Below are 22,738 nucleotides of genomic sequence, written 5' to 3' on the forward strand. Positions count from 1 at the left end.
TTGCTCACTTTATAATTTCTTTTACCGGCACACGTACAAAATAAAGGTCCCTGATGCCTTCATATAAAATCCCTATCGTTTCCTCATCAATTTTTGTCATTGCCGAATAACCAAAAGAAGGCCGTTCATCCAGCAGCAGCTGATTGGCTTGTTGCCAGGTTTCGCCCATATCCAAACTGGCCTTAATGGTCAGGTTGCGGCGGGGCGCTTCAGAAACATTGGGGTTGCTGAAAAACAACACCTCCCTGAGCTTTCCTTTCACCCTAACTTTGGCCTTAATAAAGCTACCCATACATACAGGGTCAGCAAGGTCCCGATAAGACGTTGGGTGTTCCAGCCAGCTATTGCCCATATCGGTGGTAGTGGCCACGCTCCTGAACCTGCCCCGGTTATCCCGCATGTTCAGCATCAGCGTTCCGGGTACAGTTTCTACCAACTGGCTTTCCGTAGTATTAGATTTGGCACCGATCCCGCTTTTCCAGGTTTTTCCATGGTCGGCACTGTAAATCAGGGTAGAATGCGGGATTTTCTGCGCATCCCAATACTGGGCCGCAAAAACGATCTTTCCATCGGCCATGGCTATGCCATTACCCGGTCCATTGAAAAACAATCGCCATTCTTGCCGCTTTACCTGGGGCGTTAAACTGTAGGGGGCGGTCCAGGTTAATCCATCATCACTGCTGCTCACCACTGCAAACTGCCCCGTTTCGTCCGCAGAAAAACCAGGGCCAGAGCCTGCAATAGAGCGGTTTCCCTTGCTCCACAATGCTACCACCCATATCTTTTTTGTAACCGGGTCAAACAGTACGGCCGGGTCTCCTACGCCATTGTTTTCATGTGGGGCGCCCATATCCATAATTACCTTCATAGGCTCCCATGTTTTACCCCCGTCCCTGCTCCGGCTCAAGCCCACATCAATGTTTCCGGGCAGGTCGCCGCTGTTCTTATACCTGATGTCGTATACGGCTATGAGCGTACCTTTATCGGTAGTCACCATTCCCGGAATCCGATAAGAGTTTACCCCATCATCGCCAGGCTGCCTTAGGGCAATACCTGTGCTCTGCGCCATAGGCTTCAGCCCCTCAGCCTGCTGCCATTTACCCTGAACATTCCCAAAAAGCAATGTATTTAATTGCACAAGCCCATCAACATCGGCGTCATCCTTTAAAACGGCACTTATCCATACATGAGCTACACCTGGTTTCAACTGCAGGCTTACCGGAATCTCAAAATTTTTGTCCCTCAGCCTCAGTTCCCCAATTTTTTTTGCTTCTGCAAGCACAGGTTTCCCCTCTGCAAGGTAAACTTCCAGTTTTTCAATCTGCTTCAGCCCCCCGGCGTTCAAGCTGCCCGCTATTTTCACATAGCTGGCTTCTGCATTAGCATCCGGCACACTTATTTTAACCAGCTGCAATGGGTTCCGGGCCAGCCTTTTCAAAACCGGGCTCTGTGCTGGTATGGCCTGCAGGCGCGGTCCTTCGGCAACAACCGGCTTATACATTTTGCCGGTACAGGCTGCCAACACCATCAATAGCAGGCAAAGGCAGTATTTATTTTTCTGTAAAATCATTTTCATTGTCATTAAAAGTTAAACCTCAGCTTCCGGATTCCGAAAAATCGTTCAGCTTTGGCCTTAAAAAATACAATTGCACCAGTAAAGCCAGCAACACCACCGCGGCCAGCATGGCAAAATCACGTCCCAAATGCCCTCCATCAGATGATTTGCCCAGCAGATCGGTTACATAAGCACCTGCAAATACACCCGTCATATTCATCAGTCCGTAGGCTGTGGCCCTATGCCTTGCCGAAACAAACTGGCACAGTATGGGCATATTGTTGGCATCGAACATCCCAAAACCTACACCAAAACCTACCGCGGCACCTGCCACATAAAAAAGTGAATGCCCGAAGCCCAGCATCAGCAAAGAAGGGATGGTAAGTGCCAGTCCTATAGCACCGGTATACACCCTGCCTCTTACATTTTTCTGCACCCAGCGGTCAGATAAGATGCCACCTGCAATTACCCCCAGAAAAGAAGACGCGGCAATGGTTATGGTTGAAAGCGGCCCTGCGGTAGACATAGGGATTTTTAAATTCTCTGCAAACAAGGTAGGCAGCCAGTTTTTTGCCGCCCAGCCAGGCAAACTGGGCACTGCAAAATAGAAAAGGATGGTCCAGAAAGCGCTATTCGTAAAAAGCAGGGCCAGCCCTTTAAAAACCGAAGGTTTTAAACCGGCACCACCTTCCACTGCCGCTTGTTCCCTATGTTTTTTCTCTTTCAGGAAAACAACCAGCACCAGCGCATAAACTATACCTGCAAAGCCAAATGCATGAAACGTTGCCTCCCAGGAAAAACGCTCGGCTATAACTGCACCGAAACCACCCAATGCCTGGCCCATGTAAAGGCCCGTCATGTGGATACCTATAGCCAGCGACCTGGTTTTTGAAGTATGGTAATCTGCGATTAAAGACAGCCCGGCCGGAATATACAGTGCTTCACTTACACCCATTAAGGCCCGTAGCCAATAAACCTGGCTGAAATCAGTGGCATAGCCCATTAGCCAGGTCACTGCAGACCACACAAACAAACTCCCTACAATCAACCATTTACGGTTTAATCTATCGGCTATAATGCCCGAAACCGGGCTCATGAAACCGTATATCCATAAAAATATGGCCATCAGCTTGCCAAAATTAATGGCCGACTGCAGTTCAATGATATCTGCCTGCATGGCTGGTTTCATCGTAGACAGCATTTGCCTGTCCATGTAATTCAGCAAGGCCACCACCCAAAGCAAGCCTACAACTACCCAGGCATATGTTTTTGTATTTGTCATGTATGTTTTTTTCCTGTTAAATTACTCAATTCTGCCCAGCCTGACCTCGGGTGTACGTATGCCCGGTTTAACTTCCCCGCTGGGAATTACGATGTTGCCTTCCCAAAAAACCGCAGTTGTGGTTACCTGGGCCGGGAAAGGCAGTTCTGCTATTTTTGTCCACGCATTGCTCAGCGTATTGTACAACAGCAGCCCTCGGTAAAAGCCTTTATGATAAACGCTCAGCTTATTTTTTGCCTTTACCAGCTTGTTTTTTTCTGCTTTATCTTTTGCCCTGGCTATCTGCGCAATATAATTTTCTATCCGGTGGAAGATTTCTCCGGTATCCCCACCCATAATCAGGATAAAATGACCGGCACAGGCAAGCCCTGTACCTGCAGAAAAATGCAGGGCATTTTTCCCATCTGATATTGCTGCAGCTTTCTTCCACAACCGGTTTTTAACATCATATACAAATGTTGTTGACCTCAATGTACTGATTCCTGAAGGATTTTTTGTTCTTCCGCCTATCACATATATCCCAATCCCCTGGCCTGTGGTTTGTGTTAGCACTACGGCGTTGGCAAGGGCAAGGGGCAATGGGGGCAGCTTTGTCCAGCCCGCTTTAGGATTCTCCAGGTCCAGGCTAAAAAAGCCGGCCGAAGAACCTGTTTTGCCATCTCCGCCAGCTGCGTACACCACATTTCCGATATGCGTTAGCCCAATATTTGTAAGCGCCAGGGGCAATTCCGGCAATGGGTTTACTTTTACAGCTTTTGCACTTAAATCCAGTTTCAATAGGTAAGCACGGCTGGAAGGGCCATTTTCATTTTCACCTCCGGCATAAACTATACCCGCCGGAGTAGAAACACTGCCACAATAGGCAACAGGTTCTGGCAACTGCCCGCTAAAATCCCCATTCCATACAAAGCCCGATTCTGTACGCTGCAGTACCTGTATTGCATCGGAGTAATGCTTTTTCCCCCCGTCCCATGGCATTTTCTCCGGAAAATTTGCCCCTCCGGCCAAAAGCAGCAGGCCCTGATCAACACCGCTGATCATCCCTGCAAATCCCAGAGATGCCGCTCCGTTAACATCCTGCAGCCGTGCAGAGGCCATCCACTTTACTTTCGGCTGTTCATTTTCCTGGGAAAAAACAAGTCCTGTTGCCAACATCATATAAAATAAAAGACAGCTAATTTTGTACATAAACTAAATCATCAGGATCTGCCAACTGGCCAAACAGATTTAAAATTATCAAAATCCAGCTGTTCCACATCCTTTTTAAACAACTCAAACTGCAGGCCGTCCATGTTTTTTACCGGCAGCCTGAATTCACCGCAATCCATTCCTGCAAGTTTCATATAAGCCTTGCCTACAGCAATGCCCCCATATTTACCCAGCAACCTGATCATGTCTATAGATTTTTGCTGAAGCACACGTGCATGGGCCAGGTTGCGGGTATTAAAAGCCGAAATCAGCTCGTGGTATAGCGGTGCAGCATAATTGAATGTACTGCCTACAGCTCCTTTTGCGCCCAGCACCAATGCCGAAAGCATGTTCTCATCCCGGCCCCAAAGCATGTCATACTTACCTTCCTTAAAGTTCATGCAGCTTTGGAAATCCATAAAATCTTCATGGGTATATTTGATGCCGGCAAAATTATGTACCCGCCCGTCAATAGCCTGTAAAAGATCGTACATGGCATAATTCCCTCCGGTAAGTACCGGAATATGATAGTAATAAAAAGGCATATCAGGTACTGCCGCCGCAATTTCAGCACATGCATCTGCCAGTATGCCTGCGTTTGCCGGCTTAAAATAAAAAGGCGAAGTGAAAGATACCGCATATAAACCGATCTCGCTGGCATACAAGGCCAGCTCTTTGCAATCTGCAATGCTGGTACCGCCCAGCAGCAGCATCACTTTGAACGCATCATCCTGCGCAGTACAATCTGCCCAGGCGGCTGCCACTTTCTTTTTTTCGGCACTGGTCAGTGAAACCCCTTCACCCGTAGAGCCGCAGATAAAAGCACCCGCAACCTGGTTGGCCTTCAGAAAGCGGTAATAATCAGGGATGAGCCCCAGATTTAAGTTTCCTTTTTCATCCATAGGTGTAAAAGGAGCGGCAATTAAACCTTCAATTTTTTTAAATTTCATCTATGTATTGTTTTTAATGGTCGGCTGCTGTTTTTACCTACAGCCGGCATAAGCTGCCGGCCGTAAAGTTGTTCCTCAGGTGCCCGGATAACCGGTATTCTGGTCGTTTTTAAGGGTCTCATCGTTATTCAGGGTATTCCTGTCAATCGGCAGCACAAGCTTGTAGGCTTCTGTTGCTTTATCGAGCACCCCAATCAGCGGCAGGTCTTTTCTGAAAACCAGCGGACTGCCCGAAGCATCCTGCATACGGCGCAGGTCGTACCAGCGTTTGCCTTCAAAAACAAACTCTTTGGTCCTTTCTTCCAGAATGGCCAGTTCATTCTGTTCAAAGCTTCCGTTTGCATAAACAGGATAAGGGTTATTGCCATAGGCGCGCTGCCTTATGCGGTTGATTTCTGCAGAAGGGTCTTGTCCCTGTTTGTTTTTTATCTCGGCAAGCAGCAGAACCGCATCGGGCAGGCGGTACATCGGAATATCGTCTACAAACCTGCGTATGCCTTCGGTAATGGCGCCCATAAACTTGGTCATCATGATAAAGCGGTTTGTAGCTGTTGGCGCTTTGTAATAGTCAAAGAAGGTAGCCGCCCTACGCGTGTCGTTGGCGTCGTACCTGCTAAACAGATCGTATTTGTATTCGTAGCGGATAATGGAACTGCTGCCCGCAATGCTCAGCGGATCTGAAGTATAAGGCTGCCCGGCAGCGTTTAAAAAGCCCGCCATGTTATCTGCCTGCTGGTAAACAAACTGGCTTGCCGCATTTGCCGCTTCGGGATAGGCATAACGGAGGGCAAATATGATTTCGTTATTGCCTTTGTTGGCCGGAACCCCTGCGCTATTGAACACACTGGCAAAACTGCCCTGCAGATTGTACTTAGGGATAATGGTTTCCAGTGCAGCTCTTGCTGCACTCAGATCAGCAGCCGTATTGGAAGGGTTCTGCCCATCGGTAAGCACTTTTGCCGACCACAGGTACACTTCTCCTTTTAACATCAGTGTGGCGGCAAGCGACCACTGTGCCTTCTGGTTTTTTGTGGTAAACACATTGTTGAAATTTGTTTCAGACTGACCGATATCGGATTTGATAAAATCCAGCGTCTCTTTTTCAGATTTTGCCCTGGGCAAATAAGCCTGATCAGAACTGGTTGGCGTATTGGTCAGCACTTTAGGCTCGGTAGCCAGCGGCACACGGCCAAATGTTCGGTACAAATGAAAATAGTATAAGGCCCGCAGCCCATAAGCCTGCCCTAAATAATAGCCTTTATCTTCGGCCGATAGGAAATTGGTCTGGCCTACCTGGTAAATAAAGTTATTGATCTGGAATATGTCTGCATAAAAACCCGCCCAGCCCGATAAGCCCGGGCTCGACTCGCGAATGTCCTGGCGGATAAAATTGCCAGAATTGAGTGAAGAAGAGCCTGTGCCACTGGTTTGGCTGTTGAACACCCCGCTGCGCAGCTCTCCCATGGTAAAAAGTGTAAACTGCTGCCCCCGTAGTGTACTGTGCAGGCCCAGCATTGCCCCTTCCACCTGCGATTTGTTTTTCCAGAAATTTCCGCTTCCAAAATAATCTTCCGGAGCAAGTTCCAGTTTTTTGCAGGCATTAAATGTACACAGTACAAGTCCTGCCAGGAGTATGGATAAAATATAGTTTGCTTTCATCTCAGATAGTTTAAAAAGTAAATTTTGCACCGAAAATAATTGTACGCGGCAGCGGATAACCTGAAGAGCCGCTGATGCCCTGGCCACCATAAACTTCAGGTGAGAACAAGGTTGACTCACTAAAATAGGTGAGGTTTTGGCCCGTGATACTCAGCACTACCCCTTCGCTTTTTATTTTCTGCGCCAGTCGCCTTGGCAGACTATAACTCAGGCTTGCTTCCCTGAAGGCCAGGTAATCGCCTTTTTTATACAACATGCTTGAGCCCCTGTTCAGGTTATTTTTGTACAGCTGATCTGCCCAGTAATAAGTTGGGTATTTTGCATTGACATGATCGGGTGTATAGGTATCCAGTACATCGGTTGTGGTATTGAAAGTTCCCTGCATGTTTCCCAGAAACCAGGCACGCGGCCCGTCAAACTGTACAAAGCCCAAAGCATAATCCCATCGGGTGCTTAAAGAAAAGTCCTTGTACTTTAAATAGGTACCAAAACCGCCGGTCCAGCTGGGCTTGGTACGCCCCATATAGGCCCGGTCTTTAAAGTCTATCACATTGTCGCCGTTCAGGTCTGCCCATTTCACATCGCCCAGTGCGATAGGGAAAAAGTTATTTTTCTGTGCAGTGGTCAATGCATTATACGCTACAGGCGGTAGCAGCACCCTGTTGCCCTGCAGGTCCCGGAAAGCCGGGTCAATGGCATCCAGATCGGCCTGCGTGCGGTAAAGCCCGTTGGCCACATAGGCATAGGCCACATTCGGATCCTGTCCTTCCTGGTAGCCCCCTACAAAAATCACCTGTCCGCTTTTCGGATCGTATACCTCTAAGCCACCCTGCCTGTTGTTTGGAAGCCCATTGAAAGGCAGTTTAAGGATTTTATTCCTGTTAAATGCGGCATTGGCGTTCACACTAAAGTTCCAGTCGCCCTCGCTGATCACCCTGTAATTCAGGTCCAGCTCCAGGCCCTGGTTCTGCATGCTCCCGTTATTGGTGGTCAGGCTGGTCATGCCAGCAGTTGCGGGTAAAATGAAGGATGATATTTTATCTTCCGTTTTACGTTTGTAATAGGCTGCCGTAAAATCAATTTTATTGAACAATGTAGCCTCCAGTCCAAACTCAACGGTTTTTGAATTTTCCCACCTCAGGTTCGGGAAGGGCAGTCCGGTAAGGCTGTACCCAACAGCACCGTCATAACGTGTGGTACCATAGGCACCCTGCAAGGTATAGGCACCTATAAAGTTGCTGTTCACATTGCCGCTCTCCCCGTAGCTGGCCCTGAGTTTTAACTTGTTCAGCACCCTGCCAAAATAGTTGGCCAGGAATTTTTCGTTGTGCAGGTTCCAGCCCAGCGATACCGCAGGAAATGTTCCCCAGCGGTTATTGATCAGCGTAGAATAACCATCCCTTCGGGCGGTGAGCTGAAGCAGGTACCTTTTGTCGTAGTCGTAATTTACTGTGCCAAAGAAAGACAGGATCCTTCTCCTGGTATGGTACGAATCGATCGACCTTCTGTCTTTATCCGAATTGGTTAAAGCCAGGTCCATAAAGTCATCTGTTGGTGCCCCGCTCCCTGCCGCAGATAGCCCCCTGCTGTAAAAATCATAGAATTCCGAGCCAACCGTAGCACTAACGTTGTGTTTTTCGGCGATGGTTTCATTGTAATTGATAACGGCATTATAGGTCTGGCTCAGCTCCCGTCCAAAACTTGCACTGCTGGACCGCGTGATGTTGAGGCTGCCCGGCCCGTTCAGGTAATCTTTATTGAAGCTTTCGTAAAGCCCTTCGTCATAAAACAGGTTACCGCTCGCTTTTAACGACAGGCTTTTCGTAAAATCAACTTTAAAAGCCTGCGATAAGGTAAATTTATCGGTATTGTTTTTCCGGATAAGCTGCCCGTCATAAACCGCCGGGTTGCCATCGCCACCGGCACGGCCAATCAGCAGTTCTCCTTTTTCATTGGTGCCCCGCAGCGTGGGCGGCGCCCCAAGCATCCTGCCCAGGTAATCACCCTCGGCAATTAAAGAAGGGTTCCTCCATTTGGCATCTGCAAAATTGAGCGAAGAAATGGAGCTCAGCCAGGGTTTTATTTTATATTCGCCGTTCAGTAAAAAAGTTAAGCGGTTGTAAAAGGTATTGATGGGCATACCTTTCTCGGTATAATAACCAATACCGGCGTAATACCTGCCTTTGTCGTTACCGCCTGTTACCGAAGCATTATAATCCTGGGTAAGGCTTTGTTTTTTTAAAGCATAATCCGCATAATTAAAATCTTTAAAGATAATGTCCTTGTAGGTACCGTTGATATCATAAGCACCAAGGGCGTTTGTAGGAACAGGATCTTTCATCACCTGCCATCCTGCGTCCAGCTTTTCACGGTTTACCGCATCTAAAAACATCGGGCTCCACACTGCCGAAGAATTTACGTTACCATCGTAGTAATTTCCGTTTGCATCTTTATAGATGTTCCCCGTGCCGAATGGCCCTGGCGCGTTCAGTTGGGTAAGACGCGAGGCTTCGTATTGCCCGGATACCAGTATGGCCCTGCGCGACCAGTTCAGGTATTGTTCTGCATTTATAAAATTGAAGGGGTCATTCAGTGTATTGATTCCAGACCTGGCCTGCAAAGAAATGTTGGAAACCCCTGCTTTTCCTTTTTTGGTAGTGATCAGTACCACACCGTTATTTGCCCTTGCCCCATAGATGGCGGTAGCCGAAGCGTCTTTCAGCACTTCAATAGATTCGATATCTTCCTGGTTGATCTCACTGAACCCGCTCCTGAGAAAACCGTCTACCATTACCAGTGGCGAACCGAAACCGTCATAATCCGTTCCGCCCCGCAATACAATACTGGCCACGGCCCCCGGCCTGCCCGAACTTTGCTGTACCCTTAAGCCCGGAATAGTGCCTGCCAGTGCAGATGAAGGGTTGGAACGCACACCTGTTTCCAGTACCCTGCTGTCCAGCTTGGAAACCGAGCCCGTGATCTGTGAACGTTTCATGGTTCCATAGCCCACAACAACCACCTCTTCAAGCCCCTTATTGTCTGGCTGGAGCATCACCTCAACTTGCTTCTGGCTGGTAATGGCAAGCTCCTGGGGCAGGTAGCCCGTTGAACTGATCATCAATACATCTCCGGATTTAACGGCAATCACAAATCTGCCATCTGTATTGGAGGCCGTTCCGTTCCGGGTTCCCTTAATTAATATACTGGCACCGGGAACCGGTTTTTTGTCGGGGTCGGTTACCCGCCCGGAGAGCTGCTGTGCCTGCCCTCTTGCCGTAAGCACAATGATGCTTACTAGTAATGTCAACAGGACTTTGTTGACATAGTTTTGGTAAAGTCTTTTCATATTGTACAGGTTTGGTTAAGGATTATGTATAACATAATACCACTAAGGTAAAGAGTTTTATTTCTATATTCCAAGAATATTCCAATTTATTTTTTCATATTTAGGGCAATACGCTTATATTTGGCCCCAGAACACCTCAACACAAACAATATTATCATACATAATAATGGAAAGCATAGCCGAATCCTTTCAGCCGCTCGATACCAGTTCGTTGGTAGATAAAGTGGAGGCAAACCTGGTGCAGCTGCTGCGCGACAGGAAATTAAAAGTGGGCGACATTATACCTACGGAACTGGACCTCTCCAAAACATTGGGCGTAAGCCGCACCGTGGCCCGCGAGGCGATACTCCGCCTACGGATGATGGGCCTGATAGAAACCAAGAAGAAAAAAGGCTCCGTTATTACCAGCCCCGATATTTTTGGTATCATGAGCAAAAGTATGAACCCCCATATTCTTGATCAGGAAACCTTAAAAGGAATATTTGAGATCAGGCTGGCGCTTGAAATTGGCATGGCCGATTTTCTTTTCCAGCGGGTAACCCCGGAAGACATTGCCGAATTAAAGGAAATTGTAAAAAACGAACCGGATACTTCGCAGAATTATATTTTTCATATAGACCATGAAATTATTTTTCATGGCAAACTCTATGAAATTACAGGCAACGAATCACTTAAAACATTTCAAAAAATGCTGCTTCCCGTATTTGATTATGTGCACAATAGCGGCCTGCTGAAAAAACAAACGCATATCCATAAATTCGTATCCCATAAAGGACTGGTAGATACCCTGGAAAATGGTTCTCCGGAACTGTTCAGGAATGCCATGCGCAATCACCTGGAGAACCATTTTGCAAGGTTATTTGAATAACTCTCCACTTGCTGCTACTCCTCATTTTCACTATTCCTTTTAACCACATCAACCATATGGTCTAAATCAAAAGGTTTTTGGATATAATCGTCGGCTTTGCTTTCCTCCGCCAGCTTGGGCAGCTGGGCTGAAGTTGAGGTCAGTACTGCAGGGATGCCCTCAGTTTCCGGATCGGACTTCAGTTCTTTAATTACTTTAGAGCCTTTTTTACTTCCCTGAATGTGGTCATCAATCACCACAACATCGGGCTCAATCTGATCAATTTTTTCGATGGGCTCGGTTGTTAATGATGAAGTAACTTCAAATCCTTCTTCGTCTAACACCTGGTCCATGATTTCAAGGACCTCTTTATTGTCCTGAACTAAAACCACCTTTTTCTTCATCGGTTTAAATGAGATTGTTTTGTACTAAATATAAGAAAAAGACCAATACCCTATGCATAAAAGAGGAGTATATTTATATTGATTTGTAAATCCTGATTAACGGGAACCAGATCTTTCAAAAACAGACCTGATCCTGGTAAGCATACCGGTTTTAACACTTCGCTGTTTCTCTGGGCCTGTTAAAAAACCGTAGGGCTGCAGGTCGGCTTCTGGCCACTTTAACCTTGTGCGTTGATCTTTTTTCGGAAAATCTTAAACAAATTTTTATGCCAGCGGTTATTACCCCCAGTTGTTTCAAATACAGCTGAAACATCCAGAACATTTACCTTTATTAAACAATAATTATGGCAGCTAAAAACACAGGCCGGCACAAAGACTGCCCCTAAAACAAACACAAAATCAAAAACCGGAAAAATGGAAAATTCAGAATTCCATGAATTCTTTGTAGATGAGTTGAAAGACATTGCTGGCCGCGGCTTTTGAAAAACATACGGAAGAAACCAATAACCACATTGAGATTGCTAAAAGGCACCTTAATCCCACTAAACCCCAATGCATCCTGCTGTTAGCGCTCATTTAGCTCAATAGTTGGGAGTGATTGTAGCTAATGCTGTACACTGTCACTATTGGCTGCAATAATTAGCTGCTTAATGGCGCTAAGGTGGTAGGCCGCATGGGGCAATAACGCCAGGGTGCCTTTCAATAAAAAAGGGTTCGACCAGTCTTTAACATCTTTGATTGCATAAACCAATTTCTGATAAGCGACCAGCAATGCAAGCTGCAGCTGCTCCCATTGTTCTTCATTTACTTCATGTATTTTCCAGCTTTCTGCCCAATTCCCTTCCGGCTGCCGGCCCTGGTAAAACTCCATTGCAAATTCAATACTCCATCTTAAATGCTCCACATGGGCCGCTACTGTTGATCCGCCCTTTACTTGCGGTGTAGATGCCTGTTTGGCTGTTAATTCCTTTATAGTCATCGTTAGGCCATGCCCCGGCTTGGCATCAATAATCCAGACTTCTTCGTTTTCAGAACCTATGTAAATTTCACGCATAAGGTCCAGAAATGGTTTTAATATCGTTTCCATAGTTATGATGTTTTAAGAAGAACAATCCCGAAACCAGAATGTTCAGGGTTGAAGCCGAGAGATGGTACCTTATACTATAAAAGCCCAAATCTATACCCAGGCACTGGAATTGATCATGTTTTACGCGCCATCTCTACCATTTGTACCACTTCTTCTGCAACAGCCTCATCTTTCCCTTCAAATCCTTCCACTTTAAAGCGGATCTTTCCATTACCATCAATGATAAATTTGGCAGGGATCCCGTCTATTTTGAAAGCATCTGCAGCTGCACTATGCTTGGTGTCGGGATTTCTCGGATCCAGGTACAAATCGAATGTATAATTGCGTTTGGCCAGAAAATCTTTACCATCATTTAACAGATCCGGTACATTATTCCAGGTGTAAATGAAGAGAAATTTTACATCCGGGTCATTCTTGTAGCGGTTCACAGCCATCTGCATAGCTGGAAATGACGCTACACATGGTCCGCACCAGGTTGCCCAAAAATCCAGTACAATGGTTTTTCCTTTAAAATCAGCCAAAGAAACTACTTTTCCGTTCACATCTGTTACCGTAAAATTTGGTGCCGCTTCACTAATCAACATCGGTGAAATATCTGCCTTAATTTTTTTGATAAAAGTATCTTTCAAGCCCTGAATGTAGGCATCAGCATCCTTATCGGGGTTCAACTTTGTATAACCTTTTTTAACCTGATCGATGTACTTCTGCTCAAGCTTCCCTGCCGCAACGGCTTTTGCCAATATGGGTAGCGCTTGTGCGTAGTCGCCGTTCAAACTGGAAAGGAAAGCATAATTTTCAATCAATTCCCCATCCTTATTTTTAATGTTACGATAAGCTTCGGAAGTATACCTGAACGCTTCATCATTTTTCCCGGCTTTAAAGAGTAACTTACCATAAAGGTTAATAAAATCATAATAAGCAGATTTCGGATCTATTTTCGGGGGACCACTTAATGCGGTCTTATCTTTCATTTTTTTCGCGTTTTCTAATTCGCTGGTGGCAAAATCCAAAGCCTTTGTGTTATTTATCGCAGCCATTTCCTGAGTTGACATCACCAGGGACTGTAATCGAAATCCCGGATTAGCAATGGAGTTGATATATTGCCGTGTTTTCGCAGGGTTCATTTCAGTAGCATACATAGTCGCCATAAAGTTTTTCTCCATATCTAAATTGACATTCGGATAATCTTTGATCATATTTTGCAAATGAGCTTCCATGTTTTCCACTCCTTTGATGTTAAGAAAGGAGGTGATTCTCATCATTTGGGCATTTTTACTATTGGGGTATTTTTTGAGCAGAATCCTGGTTACCGCATTTTTTTTGACTTCATTTTTATCATAATACTGAATCAATGTCCATAAGTCCTGATCGGAACCATTTTCCAAATCTTTGATCCTCTGATTGAGGACCGTTTTATTTTTTGTTTGCTTTAATACTGCTAATTTAGCATTATTACCTTCTTTTTCCCTTTGTTGCGCCACCACGCTCAAACAACTGAGCATCAGCATTATAAAAATTAATTCTCTCATTTGCTATTCGTTAATTTTACTTTGGCGAGTTCCACCATAGCTTTCAACTTATAAAATTCTTTATCATCTGAACCTGCATAACCTATGCCTGTTTGATTGATGTCTCCCTTCGCATTGATGATAAATTTCTGAGGCGTACCCAATGCACCCAGCGCTTTGAACATTGTTTCATCCTGATCAAATAACACATCAAGTTTGTAGCCTTTCTTTTCCATATAGGGTTTCACAATATCCGGGCTCTCCCCCTCATTGATAACAAACAACTGAAAAGGTTCCTTACCATACAAATTAATTGCACGCTCGAATGCCGGAAACGCCGCTACGCATGGTTTGCAGGCAGTACTCCAAAAATCGATCACCACAATTTTACCTTTGTAATCAGCTAACTTAACGGCCTTGCCGTTCATATCTGTTAAAGTAACATCTGGTACAGGTTTGGTATCGGCAATCCAGGCCTTGGCAACTTCCTTTGCAACTTTCTGATAGGCTTCTTCCTGTAGTGAACTGATATATTTGTCCATCCCGCTTTTACTGCCTTTTACCTTCTGGTAAGCAGCTTTCAAACTGACAACTGTTTTTGGTGTGGAGGCTGCAGTACGCACCGCCTTAGACAGGGTATCGAATGCCTGTTGATGCCGGCCGGCTGCCAATAAGATCAGGCCAAGGCGGTTCAGGTAATTGGCATTGGAATTTCTGAAATATGGAAATTTCCTGAACGTGGCATTTTTATCCGACTTTTTGATATTCTCCATCGCAATAGCCAGGTTGCCGAGTTTGGCATTAGCCACTGCATTCACTTCAAGCAAAACACCGTTCCGATCAAAGGTATCATCATGCCTTTTTAGCGCGATTTCGCCCAAAACCTGTTTTGAAATTTGTTGTACCCATTCAATATGCTGATCATCGTCTACCCAGGATTCCAGCAGGTTAGAAAGCTCGAACAATTGAATTGCTGTAAATTTGGGATTGGTATTCTTGTAGAAATGATATCTATCAATATTCCCTTTTTTCAGCCAGTCAATTGCCAATTGCGCACGATATTCAGCGTATTGTGCTGGCTTTGCCGGGTCAGCAGGATATTTTGAGAGAAGTTCATTATAGAACCGCTCCTGGTCCTCTACGTTTACAAGAGCATTAAATTCTTTAGCCATCTCCTTAGATGACTGCTGCCCGTATACATGCGTGGAAATTAGTACCAACAATAAAACTAGTCTTTTCATATACTTTCAATTAACCTCTTGCCTTTATGATTTCCACCATAGCTTTCAACTTATAGTATTCCCTGTCGGTTGAACCGGCATAGCCCGAAGCGAAGAACCTGATATTCCCCATCGGGTCGAATACGATTTTAGTTGGCGTTGCACGGACGTCGTACATCTTATTTTCCTGGTCCCTCAATACTTCCAGTTTAATTGGTTTCTGAGCAGCAAAAGCCTTTACGGTTTCACCCTCCTCAAACAAGTTCACAACGAACATCTGGAATTCATCCTTTTTGTAGTCAGCAACCACTTTTTCAAATCCGGCAAAAGCCGCAACGCATGGCGTACACAAGGTCGTCCAAAAATCCAGTGCAAGGATCTTTCCTTTCTGGTTCGCCAGGTTAACCACGTTCCCCTCCATGTTGTTCATCGTTACTTCATAAACTGGCTTTGTAGCATGGAAGGTGGTCAGTTTTTTCCTGGCATCGTTTGGGTCGGGGATGATTCCATCCAGTGTTTGTTGTGCTGGTGCCACGTAGGACATCTCCACTTCTTTATAGTATTTTTGGTAAGCTTCAGCCTTCAGAGATTTGAGCGTATCTTCAAATCCATTTTCAGTGCCTTTTACTTTTTTAAATGCTTCTTTAAATGTATCCACCATATACGGGTTGCTTTCAGCTTCCCTAAAAGCTTTGAACAGGATATCGTATGCCTCTTGATGCGCTCCCGTGGCCAACTTTACTATGGCCAGACGATTGAGGTAATTTGATTGCGAATCTTTAAAATACTTAATTAGCCGGTCCGCACTTCCTTTATCGGCATCTGCCTTGGCCATCTGTTTTTTCGCCACATCTAAATGGCCCAATTTGGCATTGGCTGCTGCGTTTACCTCTAACAATACGCAAGTCTTTTCAGTAATCCCGTCATTTAACAGTTCCTGCGAGATTTGCGCAGCGTCCTCATATTGTCGTTTTTCATCAAACAGTTTCTCTACGGCATAAGATAGGTAAAGTGCCTGGCGGTAAGAAAATTTCGGTTTGGTTGCCTTATAAAATCTATAGCGTTCTACATTACCCTTGGCCAACCACATGTAAGCCAGTTCTGCCCGAAAATCATTTAGGGCAGTAGGTGTCAGGTTTTCAGGTGAAACGCGAAGCATTTCGTTGTATTTTTTCTCCTGGTCTTCAACCTTCTCAATCAGCATGAACGCATCGATGCCGTATTTGTTTTTTTTTACACCTTGTTGTGCCCAGCCCGTGCTGGGAATCAGTAAAAGCAAAAAGAGTATTTTTTTCATAATTATCTGCTGTTTATTTAATTAATTCCGCTAAACGGTTATGGAGCTCGCCCCCTCTGAGATCTTTTCCCACAATTTTGCCAGTTGGGTCAATCAATACGTTAGAAGGTATGCTAGATACCTCATAGGCCTTTGTTGCCTTACCTTGGTCGGCCTTAAAATCGCAAAGTTGTTTCCAGGGAAGCTTGTCTTCCTTAATGGCTTTTAACCAAGCCTCCTTTTTAGTATCCAGCGAAACGCCCAATACTTTAAAGTTTTTATCCTTGTATTTTTCGTAGGCGGCTAAAACATTGGGATTTTCCTGGCGACATGGGACACACCAACTGGCCCAAAAATCAACCAAAACGTAATTGCCCCTGTAAGCGCTTAACGAAACTGGCTTACCCTCTGTATCATTAATGGTAAACTCTGGAGCCGTCATATTTCCGCTTACGAAAATTCTCGCCTTATCCAATTTCGGTTTCCAGTTCAGTACCTTCTCAGATTGCTGCATACGCTTACTCAATCCATCGTACATCGGTCCAACAAGATCAGGGTTAATGGCTGCCTGGGTAAATATATCTAATAAATCAACGGCTACGTAACTGTCTGGATAGGCATGAATCACCTCCCTGACTGCCCCCGCCAGCATCGCCATGCCGTCCGTGTTTTTATCTGCATCCTTTGATCGTTTGCTAACCTCTCTTCCATAATACTCCCATGCTTTTTGTTCATTCCCTCCTCCCATATAAGACGCCATTCCTTCACTATCGAAGGTTACATTGACATCGCCGTCGAGGTAAAACAGGCCTACATTTTTCATGTTTCCACCATCATCTGATGACTGCTGCCTATCCGGTTTCGCCTCAGAACGGGGCACGATCAGGTTCAGCTCCGCAAGCTGAGGTCTTTCAATACTTCCACTGAATCTAAATTGTCCATTTTTAATCAGCGTAGTGTCGGATTTGTATTTCCCTCCTTTATCGTCAGGGGGATAAGACATGACGGCTTTAACAGCCTTATGGCTGGCGGGCAGCTGTCCTTTAATGGTATAACTGGTTTGTGCGTTAGACAATACCGGCAACATACAAGCCGTTGCCCAAATCATTAGTTTATTCATATCTCTGTTGAATTTCAAATTGCTGCCTTTCCGGGCAGCAATTTGCTTAAGTAATTCTTTCTTATGGGTTTTCTTGCAAACCGTTACTTTCATTCAGCATCCGCTCTCCAAATTTAAGCGCGAACCTTTCCGGCTTAAGCTCATACGAAGACTTTTCTATGCCATCCTGATCGTAAATCTTGTGTGTGAATTTAATGTGATTGCTATATACAGGATCAACAGAAAGACGTCTCATATCCAGCCAGCGTAAACCAGTAATAGCAAATTCACGAATGCGTTCATCCAAAATAAATCTGACCAGGGCTTGTTGATTTGTAGCAATGCCGGAAGGAACAAGGGCTGCAGTGCCCGCAATTCGTTTGGCTCGCAAAATTTGCAAATCTGTTACCGCCCCAGATAGATCGTTTGACCGCGCCTTGCACTCTGCACGCATTAAGTATAAATCGGGTAGCGAGGGCCCGACATTTATTCCTGTAAAGAAATCTGTATTCCGGCGTCTCATTCCAAGTGGATACGCTGTCGTCGTAAACAATTGAAAAGGCGAATACAAGTTTAGACGTCTGTCGGTTGAACCATATAAGGCGGCTGTTTGCGGACCAAATACAAATGCATTAACAGCTTGAAATTGAAACCAACCTGCATTGATATTATAGATGGTTTCTGTATTGTTGGCTGCAATAGGTACATTTTCCAGCCCGAAAAAGCCATCCGGAAGCCAGGACCCTTCTGCATCTGGATTATCTGCATCGAGGACCATCGTGTAATCATACAATTTCATAGGAATCTGAGCTTTTTGAGCCTCTAAAAATGCAGCGTCGAGATGTGTTTTTGCAGCGGCGAAATTGTTCATCGCGATATAAACCCTTGAAAGGTAAAATTCTGCCGCCAATCTGGAAATCTTGCGGCGATGTGTAAGTGCGCCTAAGTTAGGTAAAGCCTCATTTAGATCGCGGATTACCAAATCATAACCGGCTTGCAAAGTCCCTCTTTTAAAATCCTTTTGGGTCACATCTGCCACAGTAAGGTTTGGGATCCCTAAATCGTTGCCGGCAGTGTTGACGTTATAGGGTTTGGTGAAATCTGATAAAAACATGAAATTACAGATTGCGCGGCCGGCTTGGGCTTCAGCGAGCAATGCCCGTTTCTGGTCATCGCTTCCACCTTTAGAATCCATGACTTCATTAATTATTTTATTAAACAGGTAAAGTCTCCTGATGTAGTTCGTTTCACCTGTAATCTCATTGGGCAACTCAGCAACATCGTATACCCGCGCTTCATACTTAAACAAGCGCTGCTGCCGGAGCAATTCAGAGCCCTCCAGGTTGCTAAAATCAGGTTGCAAAGCAGCCATCTCATCTCCCTGATATACGCCCGCAGTGAACGTCGTTGCCAAATAATTTGCATTCAATAGCTTCTCATAATCGGCTGTTGTTATAGCGATCGCCTGACCTTTAGGCACAATCTCCAGGAATTCACGTTTGCAGGATACCTGAACGATAGCCACCATCAGTGCGAATGAACCTAAAATATATTTTCCGAAAATTTTCATATCTGATTCTGTTTGATAATTAAAACGTAATGTGCGCGCCAAGACTAACTGTTCCCTGGGCATCCCGTATCTGGCCTAAAAACTCCGGATCTATACCATTTTTATTGGCAGTCCATAACAATAAATTATTTACCTGGAACCTGAAGGATACAGCCTGTGCACGAATTGATTTTACCAATATTTGCGGAAGGCTGTAAGATAGGGTGATGTCGCGGAGTTTGATATATGCTCCATTTAGCGCGTATCGCTGAGATTGATTGAAGTAGCCGATATTACGGGCACTTGCCAGCTCTCCAGAAGGTACATACCTTGGAATATCCGTTTTTTGCTCATCACCGGCAGACTTCCAGCGGTTCAAAAATTCTACTGGCAAACTGTTGTTACCAAGAATGGATTCATTTGTAGCAGGATTGCTGTTATTGGTGATTTTATACCCTCCGCTGTAAATCAGGCTTGCACTCAGATTAAATGATTTGTACTGAAAATTGTTTTGCAATCCACCTGACCAAACTGGTTGCGTAGTACCTGCGTAAAGGATGTCCGCTGGTTTAGTGATGTTAATTTCGGAGGTTACTGTACCATCCGCCAGTCTGACCTGTGGATCCCCATCCGCATTCAGGCCTCCATAATTGTAGATAAAGAGTGTGTATAAAGGATAATCTACCAACCTTTCCCGCAAACTCAGTTCATCCCCTGTAACCGGCGGATTCTCACGCAGTAACGTCAATTTGTTTTTATTGTAGCTAAAGGTAAGCCCAGTACTCCAGCTGAAGTCATTTGTGCTGATGTTGGTGGAATTCAATCCAATGTCTATCCCTTTATTATCTAAATTACCATAATTGCCGATTACGCTGTCATAACCCGTAAACGGTGAAGTCGCCAGTTGGCCAATCAGGTCTTCCGTTTTCTTGATATACCCGTCAATGGATCCACTCAACCTGTCCCTGAATATAGAAAAGTCTATACCTGCATTGTAAACTTTTGTGCCTTCCCATGTTAGCTTGGTATTGGCGGGAGAACTTAGCAAGTATCCCGCTCCTGTCACATAATTAGGATTACTTTCAGCCGTCAGAATATCGTAAGACGCAGCTGCTCCCGCAAAAGGGGCATTACCGGTAATTCCGTAGGTCAGGCGAAGATCCAGTTGACTGAGCCAGGTAGCTGGCTCCATAAATCTTTCCTTGCCTAACGCCCACTTCCCACCAATACTGTAAACAGGCCTGTTTTGTGCAGATTTATCGCGTCCGAATAAATTACTCTCGTCGATTCTCCAACTGGCATTCAAGGTGTATTTCCGATCGAACGTGTAACCCATATTAGCAAAATAGGAAGTGGTTCTCGCTATACGCCCCTCTGAACCACCAACATTGTTTGGTAATGTTGCTAACCCACCAATTCCATTAACCCCTTCACCCAACCGTGCCAGATCTACCGGCCTTGAAGTTTGCAGCTGATCGTCCCAGCCGTAATAAGTTGCTGTTGTCGTCACCGGCGTGCTGCTGGTGGCCTGCTGGCCAGCCATGAGCGTGAATTGATGCTGCTTCCAATCGCGGTTAAATACCAATTGGTTCCTTAGCGTCCAGGCCCTGGTAGAGTTACTTCCTGCAACCAATCTTCCGCCGATTTGCGGGAGGTTGTAAACGGGAGGGGTAGTGTTTCCGCCTTGCGTAAATTGCACCACCTGCGTTCTCATTTCATAATTGTCTTGCAGTCTAACTGCCCGCGTATTGGAGTTACCCAGGTTATACCCATAGGTTCCCTGGTAATCCAGTCCTTTCAGAATCTTGACTTTTAAGCCCCCAACCAATCTGGCAAAAATCCCATTGCTGGTATCATAAGCCCTATCCTGTTCAAGCACCGGGTTATAGTCAAGATTGATGAGGCTTCGTGACTGGTATCTGGTTCTTAAAGAATCCGAAAGGGGAGTAGCTCTATAGTTACCTAAATAATTTATGTTCAGCGGATTGCCGTTGGCATCCTTAAATAGCTGATAAGGGACAATGCTTCTATCGGGTTGATAGGTATTGCCATTTCTGGTCACCGTATTCGTTAAATCCGCATTTATGGAAACTGTTATTCTGTTATTGATGATCAGGTTATTGCTCAGATTGATTTTGTACTGATTGTATTGTTGTCCCGGTGTATTGCTTTGCGTGCCAATGTGGTTTAATGAACCATAAAAGGTATGCGCTTTTCCACCTCCGGAAACAGATAATGTCTGGTTTATTGTACCTGCATTTCTAACAAAAAGATCTGCAATCTGAGCGGTATTGGATAGGTTGGCGAGACTGTCCAGTTTAAAATCTTCCTGCGCCTGGGTAATGCGGTTTCGGGCGCGATCGTATTGGATCTGCAGGTGAGGCAGGTTTCCAAAGTTACTGTTAACCGTTCTCCAGTCTGGAAAATATGGACTAAATTGTGGAAACAGTTCTCTGGCGAGGCCGATAAACTGCTGCGTATTCATTCGCTGTACATAATCGAGGTCCGGACGGCCCTGAAAAGCATAATATCCGTCGTAATTGAACGTAAGCCGATCACCTGCCACCCCTTTTTTCGTGGTGATGACAATGACGCCGTTTGCAGCTTTTGCACCCCAGATGGAGGCTGAAGTTGCATCCTTCAATATGGTAATGTCTTCAACATCTTGCTGGTTTACCTGTTCAATATTTCCTTCAAATTCAATTCCATCAATCACAATTAGGGGCCTGGTGGAAGTTAAAGGATTATCACCGGTTGGTAAAGAACTTTGCCCCCTTACAAGCAAACCGCCTGGGCCGCGGGTGGTCAGGCCAGGAACCAATCCTTCCAAACGCGTTAAAATATTTGGGGTACTGGTCCGGTTCATCATTACCTTGAGGTCAGGTTTGGCAAACGATCCTGCAGCGCGTTCGCGGGAGATTTGCTGATATCCTGTATTGAAAGTCACTTCAACTTCGTTGAGGATATCGGTTGAAACCTGCATTTTAACGGTACCGAGGTCGCGCGCGGCCTTAAGCTGCATCGGCTGATAACCAACATAACCGATAAGTATCGTCGCATTCTCATCTACATTTTGAAGCAGGAACTCTCCTTTACTATTTGTTGTTGTCCTGATCTGGCTATCTTCAACAAACACGGATGCCCCTGGCAGAGGCTTGCCCTGCTCGTCAACCACTTTGCCCTTTACATCTATCCGGGCAAAAACCGAAATAACCTTATCAATAATTGTAGGTTTACTTTGTCTTATGGTCACAATCTTACCTTCAATGGTATAATTGAGAGAAAAGCCGGCCAGTACCTTTTTCAGTGCCTCGTTGATATCAGCATTTTTCAAACTCACATCAATCAGTCTGTTTTTAGGGATTATTTTTCCATCGTAAAAGAAGTCATAATTGCTTTGCGTCCTGATTTCCTTTAGCAACGATTCCAAAGAAGCATTTTTCCGGTTAATGGTAATTTGCTGGCCAAATGTAGAGGCACTGACCTGCATTATAGATGCTATTAGTATTACGGTGGTTAATCGCATAATCAGCATAATTTTAGAACAGAGGGAATTGCGCACTCCCACGTATCTGTTAGAATTTTTATACATTTGTTTAGTTTGGTTTATCACAGCAATCCTTTTCTTTCCACGGACCAGGTTGCTGTAGTTGACATTTTCTGTTAATTCCAAGCTGTGCCAGTTCCAACCACGTTGGGACTGGTTCTTTTCAATTTCTATGGTAAATTTCTCTGCATGTTTGGTTAGTTTAGGTGAATATTAGATTG

Annotated in this window: 15 protein-coding genes; 1 reads left to right on the plus strand and 14 read right to left on the minus strand. The window is 45.1% G+C overall.

The window, feature by feature from the left end:
* Window positions 1–4: 4 nt before the first annotated feature.
* The 6 genes from B9A91_RS05800 to B9A91_RS05825 form a co-directional block, all read right to left on the minus strand.
* Window positions 5–1,576 (minus strand): sialidase family protein, encoded by a 1,572-nt coding sequence (locus B9A91_RS05800; RefSeq protein ID WP_235012466.1) that lies wholly within the window; start codon window positions 1,574–1,576, stop codon window positions 5–7.
* A gap of 19 nt (window positions 1,577–1,595) precedes the next feature.
* Window positions 1,596–2,837 carry an MFS transporter gene (locus B9A91_RS05805; protein WP_084237441.1) on the minus strand — a complete coding sequence of 414 codons (1,242 nt, stop codon included), beginning with the start codon at window positions 2,835–2,837 and terminating at the stop codon, window positions 1,596–1,598.
* A 21-nt stretch (window positions 2,838–2,858) separates the two neighbouring features.
* Window positions 2,859–3,995, minus strand: coding sequence for a kelch repeat-containing protein (locus tag B9A91_RS05810; protein WP_235012467.1), 1,137 nt, complete (start codon window positions 3,993–3,995; stop codon window positions 2,859–2,861).
* Between the two features lie 41 nt (window positions 3,996–4,036).
* Window positions 4,037–4,975 carry a dihydrodipicolinate synthase family protein gene (locus B9A91_RS05815; RefSeq protein WP_084237443.1) on the minus strand — a complete coding sequence of 313 codons (939 nt, stop codon included), beginning with the start codon at window positions 4,973–4,975 and terminating at the stop codon, window positions 4,037–4,039.
* Between the two features lie 75 nt (window positions 4,976–5,050).
* Window positions 5,051–6,634 (minus strand): RagB/SusD family nutrient uptake outer membrane protein, encoded by a 1,584-nt coding sequence (locus B9A91_RS05820; RefSeq protein ID WP_159451649.1) that lies wholly within the window; start codon window positions 6,632–6,634, stop codon window positions 5,051–5,053.
* A 10-nt stretch (window positions 6,635–6,644) separates the two neighbouring features.
* Window positions 6,645–9,980 (minus strand): SusC/RagA family TonB-linked outer membrane protein, encoded by a 3,336-nt coding sequence (locus B9A91_RS05825; RefSeq protein ID WP_084237445.1) that lies wholly within the window; start codon window positions 9,978–9,980, stop codon window positions 6,645–6,647.
* 166 nt (window positions 9,981–10,146) lie between these two features.
* Here B9A91_RS05825 and B9A91_RS05830 point away from each other — a divergent pair, with 166 nt between their 5' ends.
* Window positions 10,147–10,848, plus strand: a complete 702-nt coding sequence (locus B9A91_RS05830) for a FadR/GntR family transcriptional regulator (protein ID WP_084237446.1) — start codon at window positions 10,147–10,149, stop codon at window positions 10,846–10,848.
* 14 nt (window positions 10,849–10,862) lie between these two features.
* Here the strand turns inward: B9A91_RS05830 and B9A91_RS05835 are convergent, their stop codons facing one another.
* The 8 genes from B9A91_RS05835 to B9A91_RS05875 form a co-directional block, all read right to left on the minus strand.
* Window positions 10,863–11,231, minus strand: a complete 369-nt coding sequence (locus tag B9A91_RS05835) for a response regulator (protein WP_084237447.1) — start codon at window positions 11,229–11,231, stop codon at window positions 10,863–10,865.
* A gap of 604 nt (window positions 11,232–11,835) precedes the next feature.
* On the minus strand, window positions 11,836–12,318 hold the full coding sequence (locus B9A91_RS05845) for a hypothetical protein (protein ID WP_084237448.1): 483 nt from the start codon (window positions 12,316–12,318) through the stop codon (window positions 11,836–11,838).
* Between the two features lie 113 nt (window positions 12,319–12,431).
* Window positions 12,432–13,847 carry a TlpA disulfide reductase family protein gene (locus tag B9A91_RS05850; RefSeq protein ID WP_084237449.1) on the minus strand — a complete coding sequence of 472 codons (1,416 nt, stop codon included), beginning with the start codon at window positions 13,845–13,847 and terminating at the stop codon, window positions 12,432–12,434.
* Window positions 13,844–15,067, minus strand: a complete 1,224-nt coding sequence (locus B9A91_RS05855; RefSeq protein WP_084237450.1) for a TlpA disulfide reductase family protein — start codon at window positions 15,065–15,067, stop codon at window positions 13,844–13,846. The genes B9A91_RS05850 and B9A91_RS05855 overlap by 4 nt, the downstream gene beginning before the upstream one ends.
* A 10-nt stretch (window positions 15,068–15,077) precedes the next feature.
* On the minus strand, window positions 15,078–16,343 hold the full coding sequence (locus B9A91_RS05860) for a TlpA family protein disulfide reductase (RefSeq protein WP_084237451.1): 1,266 nt from the start codon (window positions 16,341–16,343) through the stop codon (window positions 15,078–15,080).
* 13 nt (window positions 16,344–16,356) lie between these two features.
* Entirely contained in the window at window positions 16,357–17,442 is a 1,086-nt protein-coding gene (locus B9A91_RS05865) for a TlpA disulfide reductase family protein (RefSeq protein ID WP_159451650.1), read from the minus strand.
* 61 nt (window positions 17,443–17,503) lie between these two features.
* Window positions 17,504–18,991, minus strand: coding sequence for a RagB/SusD family nutrient uptake outer membrane protein (locus tag B9A91_RS05870; RefSeq protein WP_159451651.1), 1,488 nt, complete (start codon window positions 18,989–18,991; stop codon window positions 17,504–17,506).
* A gap of 19 nt (window positions 18,992–19,010) precedes the next feature.
* The gene (locus B9A91_RS05875) at window positions 19,011–22,496 is read right to left on the minus strand and encodes a SusC/RagA family TonB-linked outer membrane protein (RefSeq protein WP_159451652.1); all 3,486 of its coding nucleotides are present in this window, start codon (window positions 22,494–22,496) and stop codon (window positions 19,011–19,013) included.
* Window positions 22,497–22,738: the final 242 nt, after the last annotated feature.

This window comes from Pedobacter africanus (assembly GCF_900176535.1).
GTDB classification, from domain to species: domain Bacteria; phylum Bacteroidota; class Bacteroidia; order Sphingobacteriales; family Sphingobacteriaceae; genus Pedobacter; species Pedobacter africanus.

Coding starts and splice junctions, on each gene's coding strand:
- B9A91_RS05820 (WP_159451649.1), bottom strand. CDS start 6,634: ATGAAAGCAAACTATATTTTATCCATACTCCTGGCAGGACTTGTACTG.
- B9A91_RS05850 (WP_084237449.1), bottom strand. CDS start 13,847: ATGAGAGAATTAATTTTTATAATGCTGATGCTCAGTTGTTTGAGCGTG.
- B9A91_RS05800 (WP_235012466.1), bottom strand. CDS start 1,576: ATGAAAATGATTTTACAGAAAAATAAATACTGCCTTTGCCTGCTATTG.
- B9A91_RS05815 (WP_084237443.1), bottom strand. CDS start 4,975: ATGAAATTTAAAAAAATTGAAGGTTTAATTGCCGCTCCTTTTACACCT.
- B9A91_RS05830 (WP_084237446.1), top strand. CDS start 10,147: ATGGAAAGCATAGCCGAATCCTTTCAGCCGCTCGATACCAGTTCGTTG.
- B9A91_RS05810 (WP_235012467.1), bottom strand. CDS start 3,995: ATGATGTTGGCAACAGGACTTGTTTTTTCCCAGGAAAATGAACAGCCG.
- B9A91_RS05805 (WP_084237441.1), bottom strand. CDS start 2,837: ATGACAAATACAAAAACATATGCCTGGGTAGTTGTAGGCTTGCTTTGG.
- B9A91_RS05825 (WP_084237445.1), bottom strand. CDS start 9,980: ATGAAAAGACTTTACCAAAACTATGTCAACAAAGTCCTGTTGACATTA.
- B9A91_RS05870 (WP_159451651.1), bottom strand. CDS start 18,991: ATGAAAATTTTCGGAAAATATATTTTAGGTTCATTCGCACTGATGGTG.
- B9A91_RS05865 (WP_159451650.1), bottom strand. CDS start 17,442: ATGAATAAACTAATGATTTGGGCAACGGCTTGTATGTTGCCGGTATTG.
- B9A91_RS05875 (WP_159451652.1), bottom strand. CDS start 22,496: ATGCGATTAACCACCGTAATACTAATAGCATCTATAATGCAGGTCAGT.
- B9A91_RS05855 (WP_084237450.1), bottom strand. CDS start 15,067: ATGAAAAGACTAGTTTTATTGTTGGTACTAATTTCCACGCATGTATAC.
- B9A91_RS05845 (WP_084237448.1), bottom strand. CDS start 12,318: ATGGAAACGATATTAAAACCATTTCTGGACCTTATGCGTGAAATTTAC.
- B9A91_RS05835 (WP_084237447.1), bottom strand. CDS start 11,231: ATGAAGAAAAAGGTGGTTTTAGTTCAGGACAATAAAGAGGTCCTTGAA.
- B9A91_RS05860 (WP_084237451.1), bottom strand. CDS start 16,343: ATGAAAAAAATACTCTTTTTGCTTTTACTGATTCCCAGCACGGGCTGG.